General features: G+C 71.6%; 12 protein-coding genes. 5 read left to right on the top strand and 7 right to left on the bottom strand.

Annotated features, from left to right (window positions below):
* Nucleotides 1-25: 25 nt before the first annotated feature.
* Together Aco04nite_RS17235 and Aco04nite_RS17230 are read right to left on the bottom strand one after the other, a co-directional pair.
* Nucleotides 26-2,269, bottom strand: coding sequence for a putative bifunctional diguanylate cyclase/phosphodiesterase (locus Aco04nite_RS17235; RefSeq protein WP_212998251.1), 2,244 nt, complete (start codon nucleotides 2,267-2,269; stop codon nucleotides 26-28).
* Between the two features lie 51 nt (nucleotides 2,270-2,320).
* Entirely contained in the window at nucleotides 2,321-4,063 is a 1,743-nt protein-coding gene (locus Aco04nite_RS17230; protein ID WP_212998250.1) for a VWA domain-containing protein, read from the bottom strand.
* A 170-nt stretch (nucleotides 4,064-4,233) separates the two neighbouring features.
* Here Aco04nite_RS17230 and Aco04nite_RS17225 point away from each other — a divergent pair, with 170 nt between their 5' ends.
* From Aco04nite_RS17225 to Aco04nite_RS17215, 3 genes are all read left to right on the top strand, one after another.
* On the top strand, nucleotides 4,234-4,767 hold the full coding sequence (locus tag Aco04nite_RS17225) for a SigE family RNA polymerase sigma factor (protein ID WP_244876066.1): 534 nt from the start codon (nucleotides 4,234-4,236) through the stop codon (nucleotides 4,765-4,767).
* Nucleotides 4,764-5,612 (top strand): PQQ-binding-like beta-propeller repeat protein, encoded by an 849-nt coding sequence (locus Aco04nite_RS17220; protein ID WP_212998248.1) that lies wholly within the window; start codon nucleotides 4,764-4,766, stop codon nucleotides 5,610-5,612. Before Aco04nite_RS17225 ends, Aco04nite_RS17220 begins: the two co-directional genes overlap by 4 nt.
* 63 nt (nucleotides 5,613-5,675) lie before the next feature.
* Nucleotides 5,676-6,533: a GDSL-type esterase/lipase family protein gene (locus tag Aco04nite_RS17215; protein WP_212998247.1), complete on the top strand. Its 858-nt coding sequence runs from the start codon at nucleotides 5,676-5,678 to the stop codon at nucleotides 6,531-6,533.
* A gap of 57 nt (nucleotides 6,534-6,590) precedes the next feature.
* Here the strand turns inward: Aco04nite_RS17215 and Aco04nite_RS48865 are convergent, their stop codons facing one another.
* The 5 genes from Aco04nite_RS48865 to Aco04nite_RS17190 all read right to left on the bottom strand — a co-directional run bounded on the left by Aco04nite_RS48865 (nucleotide 6,591) and on the right by Aco04nite_RS17190 (nucleotide 12,450).
* On the bottom strand, nucleotides 6,591-8,540 hold the full coding sequence (locus tag Aco04nite_RS48865; protein ID WP_244876065.1) for a serine/threonine protein kinase: 1,950 nt from the start codon (nucleotides 8,538-8,540) through the stop codon (nucleotides 6,591-6,593).
* 116 nt (nucleotides 8,541-8,656) lie between these two features.
* Nucleotides 8,657-10,252: a methyl-accepting chemotaxis protein gene (locus tag Aco04nite_RS17205; RefSeq protein WP_212998246.1), complete on the bottom strand. Its 1,596-nt coding sequence runs from the start codon at nucleotides 10,250-10,252 to the stop codon at nucleotides 8,657-8,659.
* A gap of 112 nt (nucleotides 10,253-10,364) precedes the next feature.
* The gene (locus Aco04nite_RS17200; RefSeq protein WP_212998245.1) at nucleotides 10,365-10,979 is read right to left on the bottom strand and encodes an MSMEG_1061 family FMN-dependent PPOX-type flavoprotein; all 615 of its coding nucleotides are present in this window, start codon (nucleotides 10,977-10,979) and stop codon (nucleotides 10,365-10,367) included.
* A 62-nt stretch (nucleotides 10,980-11,041) separates the two neighbouring features.
* The gene (locus Aco04nite_RS17195; protein ID WP_212998244.1) at nucleotides 11,042-11,845 is read right to left on the bottom strand and encodes a siderophore-interacting protein; all 804 of its coding nucleotides are present in this window, start codon (nucleotides 11,843-11,845) and stop codon (nucleotides 11,042-11,044) included.
* On the bottom strand, nucleotides 11,842-12,450 hold the full coding sequence (locus Aco04nite_RS17190) for a TetR/AcrR family transcriptional regulator C-terminal domain-containing protein (RefSeq protein WP_212998243.1): 609 nt from the start codon (nucleotides 12,448-12,450) through the stop codon (nucleotides 11,842-11,844). The genes Aco04nite_RS17195 and Aco04nite_RS17190 overlap by 4 nt, the downstream gene beginning before the upstream one ends.
* 163 nt (nucleotides 12,451-12,613) lie before the next feature.
* Here Aco04nite_RS17190 and Aco04nite_RS17185 point away from each other — a divergent pair, with 163 nt between their 5' ends.
* On the top strand, nucleotides 12,614-13,189 hold the full coding sequence (locus tag Aco04nite_RS17185; RefSeq protein WP_212998242.1) for an ArsR/SmtB family transcription factor: 576 nt from the start codon (nucleotides 12,614-12,616) through the stop codon (nucleotides 13,187-13,189).
* Nucleotides 13,186-14,391: an MFS transporter gene (locus Aco04nite_RS17180; RefSeq protein ID WP_212998241.1), complete on the top strand. Its 1,206-nt coding sequence runs from the start codon at nucleotides 13,186-13,188 to the stop codon at nucleotides 14,389-14,391. Before Aco04nite_RS17185 ends, Aco04nite_RS17180 begins: the two co-directional genes overlap by 4 nt.
* Nucleotides 14,392-14,424 lie beyond the last annotated feature (33 nt).

Raw genomic sequence — 14,424 nt, 5'->3', positions numbered from 1 at the left:
AACAACCGGTGCGGGAGCGTTGTTGTTACGCCGGCACGAGGTCGGCTCCGCGCCGCAGCATCGCGTCGAACTCCGTCGCGGGCAGCGGGCGGCTGAAGTAGTAGCCCTGCAGCGCCGGGCAGCCGGCCGCGCGCAGGGCCTGCCAGTCGTCCACGTCCTCGACGCCCTCGGCCACCGCGGTCATGCCCAGCGACTGGGCGAGCCACAGCACCGCGGAGATGATCGACGACTTGCGCGGGTCGGTGGCCAGGCCGGCCACGAACGAGCGGTCCAGCTTGACGACGTCCGCCGGGACGGACTGGAGCCAGGTCAGCGAGCTGTACCCGGTGCCGAAGTCGTCGAGCGCGATCCGGACCCCGAGCGCCTTGATCGCGCGCAGCCGGGTCTCGAGGTCGCCCGAGGTGGCCAGCACGGCGGTCTCGGTGATCTCCAGGACCAGCCGCGACGGGTCGAGGTGCGGGACCCGGGCCAGCAGACCGGCGAGCATGGGGGCGAACCCCGGCTCGGACAGCTGGCGGGGACTCACGTTCACCGAGATGTAGCCGAGGTCGTTCTGCCAGGCGAGCAGGTGGCGCAGCGCCGAGACGAGCACGTGCTCGCCGAGCGGCACGATCAGGCCGGTCTCCTCGGCCGCGCCGATGAAGTGCCCCGGGGCGAGGATCTGGCCCTGCGGCGTGCACATCCGCACGAGTGCCTCGGCGCCGATGATGCTGCCTGTGGCGCCGTCGACGATCGGCTGGAACCACACCGGCAGGGTGCGGTCGCGGTCGCCGTCGAGGGCGGCGCGGAGCCGGGCCTCGGCGGTGATGCGTTCCTGCACCGTGATGCGCATCTGCTCGCTGAACAGTTCCAGGCGGTTGCCGCCGGCGCGCTTGGCGGCGTACATGGCGGTGTCGGCGGCGAGGACCGCCTCCGATGCGTCGGCGGGCGTCCGGGCCGGTGCCAGGCCGATGCTGACCGTGAGCTGGATCCGGATGCCGGAGATGTCCATGGGCTCGGCCAGCGCCGTGATCAGCGCCTGGCCCACCTCGCGGGCCGCGTCGGGCGCGACGGGCAGCGCGAGCACGAACTCGTCGCCGCCGAGCCGGGCGACCAGCGAGCCACGCGGGACGAGCTGCATCATGCGCCCGGCCAGTGCTCGCAGCACCTCGTCACCGGTCGCATGCCCGGAACCGTCGTTGATCGACTTGAACCGGTCCACGTCGAGGTAGAGCACGCTGGCGGGGATGGGCCGGCCGGTCAGCATGGCGACCATGTCCTGCTCGAAACCGGAGCGCGACAGCAGCCCGGTCAGCGGGTCGTGCTGCACCTGGTGCTGCAGCGCGGCCTCGTGCTCGCGGGTGACGGTGACGTCGATGCAGTGCACGAAGATCGCCCGGACGGTGCCGTTGCGGTCGGCGAGGGTGGTGCTGTGCACCTCGACCCACATCAGCGAGCCGTCGTCCTCGCGCCGGTACCGCGTGGTCACGGTCATCGGCTCGCGGGTGCTGGTCAGCCGGGCGAAGACGTCACCCGGTCCGGCCCCGATCACGGTGATCGGCAGGTCCTGCACGCTGAAGCCCGGCGGCAGTTCGTCGGGCAGCCCGAGCCAGTGCCGGTACGCCGCGTTGGTGCGCAGCAGCCGGCCGTCCGGGGCGATCATGGCGCTCGGTACGGGTGTCTCGTCGAAGGCGATGCTGAGCTGGGCCTGGCTGTCCGCGAGGTTCGCCTGGGCGCGTTCCTCCTCGCTCTCGGTGAGCTTCCACTGGACGACCTGGAACGTGGCGGCGAGCAGCACCGCGGTGCCGTGCAGGAACGCCCACAGCCACGGGTGCGCCATCGCGCTGTGGTGGTCGTAGGTGCGGTCGCTGACGATCACGCCGAAGACCGCGTGATGCAGCGTCGTCGCGATCAGGAACATGCCGAACGGCGCCCAGTCGCGGTAGAGCGCGAGCGCGGCGACGGCGATGAAGAACGTGAAGTGCGCCTCGGTCAGGCCGTGGGCCATGGAGACGAAGCCGCCGCAGACGACGGTGTACCCGAGCGCGATGAACACGGACGGCAGCCGCCGCCCCGGCAGCAGCACGGCGAGCACCACGCACGGCAGGATCAGCATCACGGTGATCAGCCAGGCGCGGTCGAGACCGTGCTGGAAGGTACCGAAGCCGGTCAGTGCCGCTACGCAGGCGGCGAGCAGGAGCGTGAGCAGGCGGTGGCGGCGGGCCCAGTCCTCGTGTCGAAGACCGCCTCCCGCCGGTAGCCACGCGCGCAGCGCTGAAACCCGGGTCATCACGCTTAGTACTTCGGCGCGTACTTACCGTGTATGAGAGTCTTGGGGTGGTCAAGCGCCGGAGCGCGTACCGATGGCCTGCAAAAAGATCTGACCTATCGTCGCGGGGTCCTCCGCCAGGTAGACGCCGCCCGAGCTCGTGGCCTTGGCGATGGCGGTCAGCTCGCCGCGGTCGACGTCGGTGCCGATCCCGATGATCACCATGCGGACCGGTCGCTTCGGGTCGCGCAGCCGGGTGAGCCGGTCGAGCAGGGCGGTGCGGGTGAGGCCGTCGGGGTTGCGGTTGACCCCGTCGGTGAACAGGATGACCGAATTGACCACCCCCGGCTCCCAGGACTTCTGCACATTCCGGTACGCCGCCAGCGCGGTGTCGTACAACCCGGTGTCGCCGTTCTCCTTGGGTCTGATCTTGTCGATCGCGGCGGTCAGCCTGTCCCGGCCCGAGCTCAGCGGGGTGATCGGCACCAGCTCGCGCCAGGGTTGCTTGCCGCGCAGCTCGGTGGAGAAGATCCAGTTGCCGACGGCCCAGCGGTCGTCGAACAGTGCCAGGCCCTGTGTCGCCGCACGGCGGGTGATCTCCGCGCGGGTCAGGCCGCCCGCGGTGGCGACCTTCTCCGACATCGAGCCGGAGACGTCGAAGACCGCCAGCACCCGGCCGGGCAGCGTGATCGCGGACCAGCTGTCGAGCAGCTGGTTGATCGGCCCGGCGGCCTTGGCCACGGCGTCGTTTCCGGGTACGGCGGTGGCGGCGGGTGCCGGGGCGGCGGGCGCGCCGGCCGGAGCGGTGAACCCCGTTGCCGCCCGGCCGCCGGGTTCGCGCAGCCCGGCCGCCCCGAGCGCGGAGAGGAAAGCCTGGTCACGCAGTGCCGCGTGCAGCCCGGCGGCGGCCGAGGCGGTCTCGGGCGCGGCGCCGGGCATCACGGCGAACGGATAGTTCAGCGGCGCCGGAGCGGGGGAGAGGTAGAGCGCCGCCAGGGGGACCGCGGGCCGGGCCGCGTTGTACCGCACGACCTCGCCCTCGGCGAGCGGTGCCGCGCTGAGGGAGGTCCCCACGTCGGCGGCGGAGCGCGGGAACTTCTGCACGAGGTCGTCGCGGATCTTGGAGCTGTTGGCGGCCAGCGAGCGCAGGGCGCCGACCTTGGCCCGGACGCCCGCCGCGCCGTCGCCCGCGGACCCGCCCAGCGCCAGCAGGCCGGCCAGCGAGGCCGCGTCGCGGTTGGGGTCGATGATCCCGGGACGGAGCTCCGCGGGTCCCTTGCGGCCGAGCGCGGCCAGCAGATCTTTCCAGCCGAGCTTCGCCGACGGCCACCCGAGCGTCTCGGCGACCGGCTGCGGCACGGCCAGCACCACCGGGCTGGTCGCGATCGGGGTGGCGTCGGTGGGCCGGAACCCGGGCGCCTCCGAGGAGATCCGCAGCAACCACATCGACGAGTCGGGGATCCACACGTCCGGCAGGCTCCCGCTGCGCCCGGTGCTGAGCCCGGTGAGATTCACCTGGTGCTGGCGGGCGACGGTGGTCGCGGCGTCGGCGGGCTCGGCGGCGGTGACGGAGACCGCCACGCAGCGACCGGCGACCGCCGCACCGGCATCCATCCAGCGCTGGGCGGCGTCCCGCACCGCGGGCGCGACCTCGGGGGCCGCCGCGACGCTGAGCGGGACCTGGCCGCTACAGTCCTGCTCGGACATGCGCCGGTAGCCGAGCCAGGCACCGGCGCCCGCGACGGTGAGCGCCAGCGCGGTCACGCCGGCAATGGTGCCGGAGTGGCGGAAGGTGGTGCGGTGGCGTCCCGGCATCGATCCATAGTGGTCACTCGACGGGCGGGGCGCCTCCGACGTTCGGGTGAACTTGCACCCCCCATGCATCAAGTGCATCGAGGGTGACCTGCGACACAAACCGCATGGCCCCGCCGCAGTGGCGCGTGTCGGTTTCCGGAGCTGCAAATCTCACGAGGGGGTGGCGCCGGGTGCGACCGGAACCGGGCCCTGCCGTACGCCTGCGGGCGGTGGTCGGCGGGCGGGGCGAGTTCGACGCCTTCTACCTCGCCTGGTACGGCAGGATCACCGCACAGGTGTACGCGTACCTGGGCGATCGCGGCGACGCCGAGGACGTTACGCAGGAGGCGTTCGTGCGGGCGTGGCAGCGGTGGGGGGACGTCAGTGCGTACGAGGATCCGGTCAGCTGGGTCCGCCGGGTGGCCTGGAACCTCGCCACCAGCCGGCTGCGCCGGATAACGACCGCTGCCAAGGTGATGCGGCGTCAGCCGCCGCCCGGAGTCGTCCCCGGCATGAACCCGGACCACGTGCTGCTGGTCGCGGCGCTGCGTAAACTGCCGGAGCGGCAGCGGCGGGTCATCGTCATGCACCACATCGCCGACGTGCCCGTGGCGGACATCGCGCACGAGCTCGGCGTTCCGACCGGCACGGTGGCTGCCTGGCTGCACCGGGGCCGGGCGAAGCTGGCCGAGGATCTCGGGCCGCGTTGGGAGGTGCCCTCATGAGCAACTTCGATTCTTACCGGGAATCCGCGCACGAGTCGTTCAAGCCCCTGCCGCCCGACGTGATCGTGGCCCGGGCCCGCGCCGCGACCCGTCGCCGGGTGGTCGTGGTCGCCGCCGCGGCTGCCGTCGTGATCGCCGTGGCGGGTGTCGGGGTGGGTTTGCGGCTGCGCTCCGACGGGCTCGGTCCCGCACCGAACCCGCCGGTCATGCCGTCGCCGTCCGTCACTCTCGCGCCCGTCACGCCGTCACCGTCCGCGTCGCCGAACCCCGGCTCTCCCTCCCCGTCGGGCTCGCCCTCGGGGTCCTCGTCCGGCAGCGGGCAGCCGGGTGGTTCCGAGTCGCCCGACGCGCCGAGGTCGTCGTCGACGTCACCGGCCCCGGCGCCGCTGTCCATGCGCAAGGTGGATGTCGAGAACACCACGATCCGTTTCCCCGCGCGCCATGACGACGACGACTGCCCGGCCGGTGAACTGGAGGTCGTGGACGGCCAGACCGGGTCGGGTGTCTCCGTGCACCCGTCCTATCTCGGCGGAGCGCCGACCTACGGCGACATCGACGGGGACGGCAGGGTGGAGGCGGTCGTCTGGGGCAGCTGCACGTCCGGCCCGGGGGACGACGCGTCCGGTCAGTTGCTGGCGCTCAACGGCCGTACCGGCAAGGTGGCCGCGATGGGCTGGGTGGGCCCGGTGGGCCAGGTCATCAACGACGTGACGGTCAGTGGGGGCAGAGTTGTCGTCACCGTCACCCAGAAGTACTACGACGTGCAGCAGGAGCGAACGTACCGCTGGAACGGGAGCCGGTTCGTGCAGAGCGACGGGCCGACGGCATTCCCGTCGCCTTCCTGACGATCAAGGCGCCGGATGCCATAGGGTGAATGTGTCGTGACATTTTGTGATCATGGGGGTCCGGTGCTTCGTCGCTGGCACGTCGCCGTCCTGGCAGTTCTCTGCGTCTTCGCGCTGGCCTGCGAGGAGGGGGCCGGGGCCACACCCAGGCCCACCTCGACGGGCACGGCGAAACCGAAGCCCGGCTATCCGTCCTCGATGGCCGCGCTCGGCGACTCGATCACCGCCGGGTACGGCAGCTGCGCCGTCTATGTGGCGTGCAGCCGCAACTCCTGGTCGACCGGGGGAGCGGACGGGGTCGGCAGTCACTACGGGCGGATCCTCGCCAAGAACCCGAAGATGAAGGGGAAGGCACGCGACTTCGCGGTCCCCGGTGCCGACGCGGCCGACCTCGAGGCGCAGGCCGCGTCCGCTGTCGACGCCGGCTCGGAATACGTGACCGTCCTGGTCGGCGCCAACGACGCCTGCGCCGGCGACGTGGCCGACATGACCTCGGTGAAGACGTTCCGCTCCCAGGTGGACGACGGACTCGACCGGCTCAGGAAGGGGCTGCCGAAATCCCGCGTCCTCGTGGTCAGCATCCCGGACCTCTACCGGCTCTGGGAGCTCGGGCACGACAACGCGGAGGCCGTCCGGGTCTGGAACCGGGGCATCTGCCCGTCGATGCTGGCTCGGCCGACCTCCACCGCCGACGCCGACAACGACCGCCGGCACAAGGTCAAGGACCGGATCGCGGCCTACAACACCCAGCTCGAACGGGCTTGCGAAGCGTACGGCAAACGGTGCCGCTGGGACGGGGGCAGCGCCAACCGGGTCGACTTCTCGCTGAGCCTGGTCAGCAAGTTCGACTACTTCCACCCCAACTTCGACGGGCAGAAGCGGCTCGCCGACGTGACCTGGCCCGGAAAGATCAACTGGTGATCACCTCGCCGGTGCCGTCCATCGCCTCGAACGAGCGCATCGCGTCGGCGTCCAGGTCTACTTGGTGAAGGACGGGTAGTTCTCGGCGCCGGCGTCCACGAGGTCCGCGTCCATCCTCGTGCCCCATCGCGGATCGGCGGCCAGCGACTTCGCCTCGGCGAGGGTCAGCGGGGCCGGCGCCTTCTCGCCCGACGTCAGGCAGGTCGCATTCGCCACCTGCACGAGCGTGTCATCCGCCCAGGACGCCTCGACCAGCATGTCCTGCACGCAGTTGCCCTTCAGCCGCTCCACCGTCACGGTGGGCTTGCCGTCCCGGACCGGCTTCGTCCCCGCATCCTTCGCCGCGATGGACAGCGACATCATGCCCGGCCCGTCCCCGCCGTCCAGATAGAACTGCACGAACATCCGGCCCTTGCTGCCATCCGTACGCAGATGGGTCATCTCCCGGTCCGGCAACAGCCGCGACACCAGCTCGAACATCGCCGCCGGCGTGGTCGTCCTGAGCTTCGCTGCGGCCGGGGCGGCGGACGTGGTCTCGCCGTACTCGTCGTAGTAGGAATCGGTGGCGGAGTCCTCCCCGGCGGAGAAGTCCACGTCGTTCACCTGCGAGTCGACCTCGTCCAGCACGATCGCGGTGAGGGCGGTGCCGATGAGGCCGGTCGCCACCATCAGCGCCACGAACGCGCGCGAGCGGTGACGCTGGGGGCGGGCGGGCGGTGCGGGATAGCCGCTGGGGCGGGGCTGCCCGTGCGGCGGCGTCGCCCACGCCTGCGGCCCTTGCCGCTGCTGCGGCACGCCCTGCTGCGGTGCCGGTCTGCCGCCCTGCTGCGGTGCCGGTCTGCCGACCTGCTGGGGCAGGCCGTATTGGGGCAGGCCGTGTTGGGGCAGGCCGTGTTGGGGCAGGCCCTGTTGGGGTGCGGGCCTGCTGCCCGGCTGTGGCGGCGGCAGCTGGTGCCCGACCCGTTGCTGCGATGCCGGATAAGCCGCGTGAATCGGATATGTCGGATGCGGTGGAGGCGTATTGGCCGGCCGGTGCTGCGGCCATGAGCCAGTCGCCGCCCGCGATGCGCCGGCCGACTGTGCGCCGGGTGAGTGGGCACCGGCCGACTGTGCACCGGCCGACTGTGCACCGGGTGAGTGGGCATCGGGCGGCGGCCCGGCAGGTGAGAACGCGCCGGGTGAGGGGGCGGCGGTGGTGCCGAGGAGGGCGTCCAGCAGTTCGCGGGCGGTGGGGCGGTCCTCGGGCCGTTTGGACAGGGACCAGGCGACCAGCCCGCGTAGCGGCTCTCGCAAGCCGGTCAGGTCCGGTTCCTGGGTGAGGATGCGCATCGCGGTGGCCGGTGCGGATTCGCCGGAGAACGGGGTGCGGCCGGTGGCGGCGAAGGCGACGACGACGCCCCAGGCGAAGATGTCCGAGGCGGTGCCGACCGCTCGGCCGTTGTCGGAGTCGAAGCGTTCGGGGGCCATGTAGGCGACCGTGCCGACCATCTGGTCCGTGCGGGTGTGCTGGCTGGTGACCTCGAGGGGGCGGGCGATACCGAAGTCGATGACCTTGACGCCGCCCATGGCGAACAGCACGTTGCCCGGTTTGAGGTCGCGGTGGATGACGCCGGCGCCGTGGATGGCGATGAGGGCGGCGGTGATGCCGATCGCCATGCTCTGGACGGCGTCCTGGCTCAGCGGGCCGTCCTTGCGGAGGACCTCGGCGAGGCTGGGGCCGTCGACGTACTCGACGACGAGGTAGGGCGGGTCGTGGTCCGGGTCGGCGTCGAGCACGGCCGCGGTGGAGAACGCGGGCACCTGGCGGACCCGGTTGACCTCACTGCGGAAACGACCGCGCAGCTCGTCGTCCCAGGCGAGGTCCGCCCGGATGACCTTGATGGCGACGGGACGCCCGTCCGAGGCCCGGCCCAGGTAGACCGTGCCCATGCCGCCCGCCCCCAGCCGGCCCACCAGTTCGTACTCACCGAGTCGGGTCGGATCACCCGTCCGCAACGGCCTCGTCATGTGGACCCCCTCCACTGGACGGCACGCCGGGAGGCACTGTACTCCCATCGATCTCCACCGACGATGGCAAGCGGTTACCACCGGGTACCGGAGCCGGCGATGGCAGGCGTTGCGGCTCAGTACCGGAAGCGGCTCACCAGCGTCTGCAGACCGGAAGCTGCCGTGGCGAGGTCGGCGGTCGCTCCGCGGGCGCGTTCCATGCCGGCGCTGGTGGCGGCCGAGGCTTCGGCGACGCCGGAGATGGTGCCGGCGATCTGGTCCGTGCCGGTGGCGGCGTAGGCCACGTTGCGGCTGATCTCGCCGGTTGTCGCGGTCTGTTCCTCGACGGCGGCGGCGATGGTGGTCTGGAAGTCGTTGATCTTCGCGATGACCGCGGTGATCTCGCCGATGGAGCCTGCGGCGGCGCGGGCGTCGGCCTGGATGGCGTCGACGCGGGCGGCGATGTCCTCGGTGGCCTTGGCGGTTTCCTGGGCCAGGTCCTTGACCTCGTTGGCGACCACGGCGAAGCCCTTGCCCGCGTCGCCGGCGCGGGCGGCCTCGATGGTGGCGTTCAGGGCCAGCAGGTTGGTCTGCGCGGCGATCGACGTGATCAGTTTGAGTACGTTGCCGATCTCGGCGCTGGACGTGTCGAGCTGACCGACCGTGCCGGAGGCGACGTGCGCGGCGTCGACGGCGGCGGAGGCGACCTCGGCGGCCTGGGCGGCGGACTGGGCGATCTCGCGGATCGAGGCGGACATCTCCTCGGCGCCGGCGACCACGCTGTGGACGTTGGCGGAGATCTCGCCGGCGGCGTCCGCGACGGTCTGCGAGCGGGCGGAGGTGCTCTCCGCGGTCGCGGCGATGGTCGTGCTGGTGTCGGCGAGTTCCTGCGCGGAGCCGGCCACGGTTGCGGCGGTGCTGGCCACGGCGGCGACGGTTTCGCGTACGCCCTCGGTGGCCCGGTCCAGTGCCGCGGCCATCCGGCCGATCTCGTCGCGGCTGTCCACGCCGGCCGTGCGGGTGAGGTCCCCGTCGGCCAGGCCTTCCAGGACGGTGCTGACGCGGCGCAGCGACGCGGTGATCCGGCGGACCGTGTAGAGGCCGACGAGCAGACCGGCCAGCACGCCGAGACCCAGGACCAGGATCAGCCGGGTACGCGTGGCAGCGTACTCGTCCTCGGCCTGCGCAACGGTCGCGGAGGCGTCGGCGACCTCGGCGTCGGAGGCCTTGTCCAGCGCGGCCATCGCCTGCGTCATGATCGGGTTCGCCTGGGCGGTGGCTATCTTCTCGAACTCGATGTAGTCCCCGGCCCGCGCGGCGGTGAGCTGCGTACCGTCACGAACCGTCTTGTACTGGTTCCACAGTGTCGTGAAGGTGTCGACCGCCGCGGGGTCGGCGGCCTGGGGCCGGTATGTGGCGATCGCGCTCTCGACGGCCTCGTCGGCGGTCTCGAGCTTGGCCTCGGCGCTGGTCTTGTCGGCGGAGAGCGCGACCTCGCGGATGTCGATGCGGGCGGTGAGCGCGTCGGCGCGCAGCCCGGCCAGCAGCAGCGAGGGCCGCATGTTGCCGCTCTCGAGGCCGGCGCCGCGGTGGTAGACCGAGGAGAGCCCGGCCACGGCGAGGACACCCCCGGTCACGGCGGCGACGCCGACCACGCCCACGGCGGTGAACACCTTGGCCGCGACCGGCCGGTCGTCGAACCACCGGGTTACCGCGTTGCCGCTGCCTGCCATGGTTTTGCCCCTCAGTCACCGGGCCCGGAATCCGCAACCGCGCCGCTACCGACTGGACTGTCGGCAGGATGCTTGACGAATCAAGTGAACCGGACTGAGACCCCGGCTACTCTCAGTAAAGATTTTCGGGGGCGCGGCGTAGCGCCGCGTCGATCAGCCGGGCCGGCACGGGAATGCCGCTCTGGCTGCGCGCGAGCTTGCCGGCGCTCGGCACGTCCTCACGCTTCGGCCAGCTGTCGGTCACCCAAAGTGATGACCGGGAGAAGGCGCGGCTGCAGTGCAGGAACAACTCCTCGACGCGGACCTCGACCGCCAGCTCCGGAACCGCACCCTGCACGGCCATGCGCGACAGGTAGGGCGCACCGGTGACGAGCCGCGCACTGCCGTTGACCCGCAGGGTGTCGCCCGACCCGGGCACGAGAAACAGCAGTCCCACGTGGGGCTGCTGGAGGATGTTGCGGAAGCTGTCGAGGCGCCGGTTGCCCTTGCGGTCGGCGAACGCCAGGGTGTGCTCGTCGAGAACGAGGACACTGCCGGCCGGGTCGCCCCGCGGCGAGACGTCGCACGTGCCGTCCAGCGCCGCCGTCGCGAGCAGGAAGAACGGGCTCACCTCGATGAACCGCCGGGACTGCTCGTCGATGTGGTCGATGCCCTTCTCGGCGATCATCTTCAGCGGCGTCTTCACGATCTCGCGCAGCTCCGCCTCGGTGCTCAGCACTCTGGTCACGATGCTCTCCTCCTGGCTGCCGGCTCTTTTCAAACGCTCTGACCTGCCCACAGGCGCATGGGTCAGCCGGGGCTCGAGCGGCCGTGCCGCCAGTAGCCCATGAACGCGATGTCGGATCTGGGAACGCCGCGATCGGCGACGAGATGGCGGCGCACGCCGGTGGCGAGCTTCGCCTCGCCCGCGGCCCAGGTGTAGAACGCGCCCTGCGGCAGCTCGGCCTTCCGGACCCCGTCGAGGGCGAGCTCACCGGGGACCGTCGCGGCTCCGTTCCTGGCAAACCAATGCAGGTGTACGCCCGGAGCGCACTCGACCTCCCTGATGTCCCCGGACTCGGGGACCTCCAGGAAGACCTCGGCCTCGAGACTCTCCGGCGCGCCCTCGAGAATCGACAGGATCGCGGGCAGCGCGCTCTCGTCGCCCACGAGCACCTGCCGGCCCCCGGGCTCCGGCGGCAGATACGTGTAGCCCTCGTCGAAGAATCCGGCCGGATCACCGGGCTTCGCGCGGCTCGCCCACGCCGAGGCGGGCCCCGCGTCGCCATGCAGAGCGAACTCGATGTCCACCTCCTGCACGCCGGCCCGGTAGTCGCGGATCGTGTAGGTGCGCACCCACGGCCGGCGCGACCTCGCCATGATCAGCAGCTCGGCGATCCAGCCGTCGTTCTGCAGCGTGGGCAGCCGCAGCTCGCGCTGGCCCTCGCGGGGGAAGAACAACCGCCCGGCCTGGTCACGCCCGGTGTGCTCGAAACCGTCGAGCGCGGGCCCGCCGAGTGTGATGCGGGCGAAGCTGGGGCTGATCCGCACGTTGTCGCGGACCTCGAGGGCGAGCATCCGGCGCTGCTGCGGCCGCTTGACCTTGGGGATCACGGCCGGGCCTCCCCGAGCCGGGCGCGCATGCCGTCGAGGATGAGCTCCATCCCGTACGCAAAGCGCTCCTCGGGTCTGGCTCTGATCGTCGTCTCGAAGGCCTCTTTCAGCGCCGAGTCGGGCAGCCCGGCCCCGCGCTCGGCCCAGTCGCCCTCGGCGAGCTGGGCCTGCTCCTCGATGCAGTGGCCGAGCACGTAGTAGCCCGCAGCGAAGATCGCCCAGCCGGCCCGCTCGACCGGGAAGCCGGCCTCGATCAGAATCCGCATGGTCATCTCGCCGCCGCGCACGGTGTTGGGCTCGGTGACATACGTCCCGGCCACCACCCGGGCGCCATCGCGATGCGAGAGCAACGCCTGCCGGTAACGGTGGCCGAACTCGGTCAGCTGCGCGTCCCACGACCCGGGGGCAGGCTCGGCGGCAAGCGGCGCCACGATCTCGTCGGCCATCGCCCCGAGCAGCGCCGACTTGTTCTTGAAGTGCCAGTAGAGCCCGCCCGCCTGCACGCCGAGCTGGGCGGCCAGCTTGCGCATCGTCAGCGCATCGAGGCCCTCGGCATCGAGCAGGATCAGCGCCCCGGCCACGACATCCGCACGTCTGAGTTGCATGTGGAGGAGTCTGGCACCAACTTGAACGCTGTTCAACATGAACGTCGTTCAAGTGGCGGGCATCACGCACGTCTTTTAAGTTGTGCACAACTTAGTTGCACACAACTTAATTGCACACAACCGAGTCGTTGCAGAGGTTCTATGCATTAAATAATCTGCATCAATGGAATCGCCGCTTCATCTGTCCAGGGCGGACACTCTCCGCGCGATGGCCCACCCCATGCGTATCGAGATCCTCGGCTCGCTGCGCGTCGACGGCCCGGCCACGTCTGCCCGGCTGGCCCGCAGGCTCGGCACCGACTCCGGGCAGACCAGTCACCACCTGCGCCACCTGGCCCGCTACGGGTTCGTCGTCGAGGCGCCCGATCTGGGCAAGGGCCCGCGTGGCAGGGAGCGCTGGTGGCGGGCCGGGTCGCGGAGCACGACCTGGGATCCCGGCGCCGACGACGCGACCCCGGGATATGCCGAAGCGGCCCGGGCCATGGGGGAGGCGGCCGACGAGGTGTGGAACCGGGCGATCGAGCGCTACCGGGCCGAGGCCGCCAGGCTCGAGTGGAGCGCGGCCTGGCGCAAGGCCGCCACCTCGGGCGACTTCATCCTGCGTACGACGCCGGCGGGGCTGAGCGGGCTCTGGTCCGATGTCGCGAAGGCGGTCGAGGAGCGCGCCGCGGAGCCGGAGCCGGAGGCCGAGAACGTGGTCGTCATCATGCACGCGTTCCCGCGGCGGGCCGGGGAGTGAGCAACCGCGACTTCAATCTGCTGTGGGGCAGCCAGTGCCTGTCGGACCTGGGCAGTGCCGTCTCCACCATCGCGATCCCGCTGCTCGTGCTGGCGGTCACCCACTCCCCGGTGCAGGCGGGTCTGGTCGGCACCCTCGCGGCGCTCACCCGGCTCGTGGTGCGGTTGCCCTCCGGCGTCCTGGCCGACCGGGTCAACCGGCGCCGGGCCATGCTGACCTGCGACGCGGTGCGCCTGCTCGGGTATGCGGGTCTCGGTGTGACGCTGCTCGCCGGGCGGGTCAGCCTCACCGCCATCATCGCCGTGGCCGTTCTCGACGCGGCGTGCGGCACCCTGTTCTCGACCTCCGAGCACGCCGCGCTGCGCAACATCGTCCCGGCGGACCAGCTGACGACGGCGGTCGCGCGCAACGAGGCCCGCTCGTACGGCGTCTCCCTGGCAGGTCCGCCACTGGGTGGCTTGCTGTTCAGCGCGGCGCAGTCGCTCCCGTTCCTCGGCAACGCCGTCAGCTACCTGGCCTCGATGCTCGGCGTGGCCCTGATCCGCACGCCGTTGCAGGAGCCGCGCACCGAGCCGCCCGCGGGGCACGCCACCGCGATGGCCGAGGGGCTGCGCTTCGTCGCCGGCAACGCGTTCCTGCGTGCGGTGCTGGTCATCGCGGCGCCGCTGAACTTCGCGATCACGGGCATCCTGTTCACCGTCATCGTCACCCTGCAACGCCACGGCACCGCACCGGCGGTCATCGGCGTCGCGGAGACCATCCTCGGGGCCGGCGGCCTGCTCGGCGCGCTCGCCGCCCCTGCCCTGCAAAGGGCGCTGTCCACGGCGGCCCTGATCCGCCTGATCTGCTGGGCCGCCGCGGCTCTCCTGGCGACCAGTGCCCTGCTGACCACGAGCCTCGCCGCGGCGATCCCGCTCGGCGTGGCGGTTTTTCTCGGCCCTGCCTGCAACGCGGCCCTCTTCGGGTACCAGGCGGCGATCACCCCGGACCGCCTGCAGGGCCGGGTGGTCAGCGTGATCCTCTTGGCAGCCATGTCCGCCGCAGCCGCCGCGCCGATCCTGTCCGGCGTCCTCGTCTCGTGGTGGGGGAGCGCGCCCGCGATCCTGTTCTTCGCCCTGACCGTCGCCGGCTCCGCGATCGCTGCCACCTTCAGCGGCGGCCTGCGCGACCTCCCGGCCCCCGCCGCGGCGACCGCCTTGTGACATGAAGCGGCGGCCGGAGCGGGAACGCTCCGG

Source organism: Winogradskya consettensis, from assembly GCF_018332715.1.
GTDB classification, from domain to species: Bacteria; Actinomycetota; Actinomycetes; order Mycobacteriales; family Micromonosporaceae; genus Actinoplanes; species Actinoplanes consettensis.
Note: the sequence above shows the minus strand (reverse complement) of the source record. Positions and strands in the feature narration are given on the sequence as shown.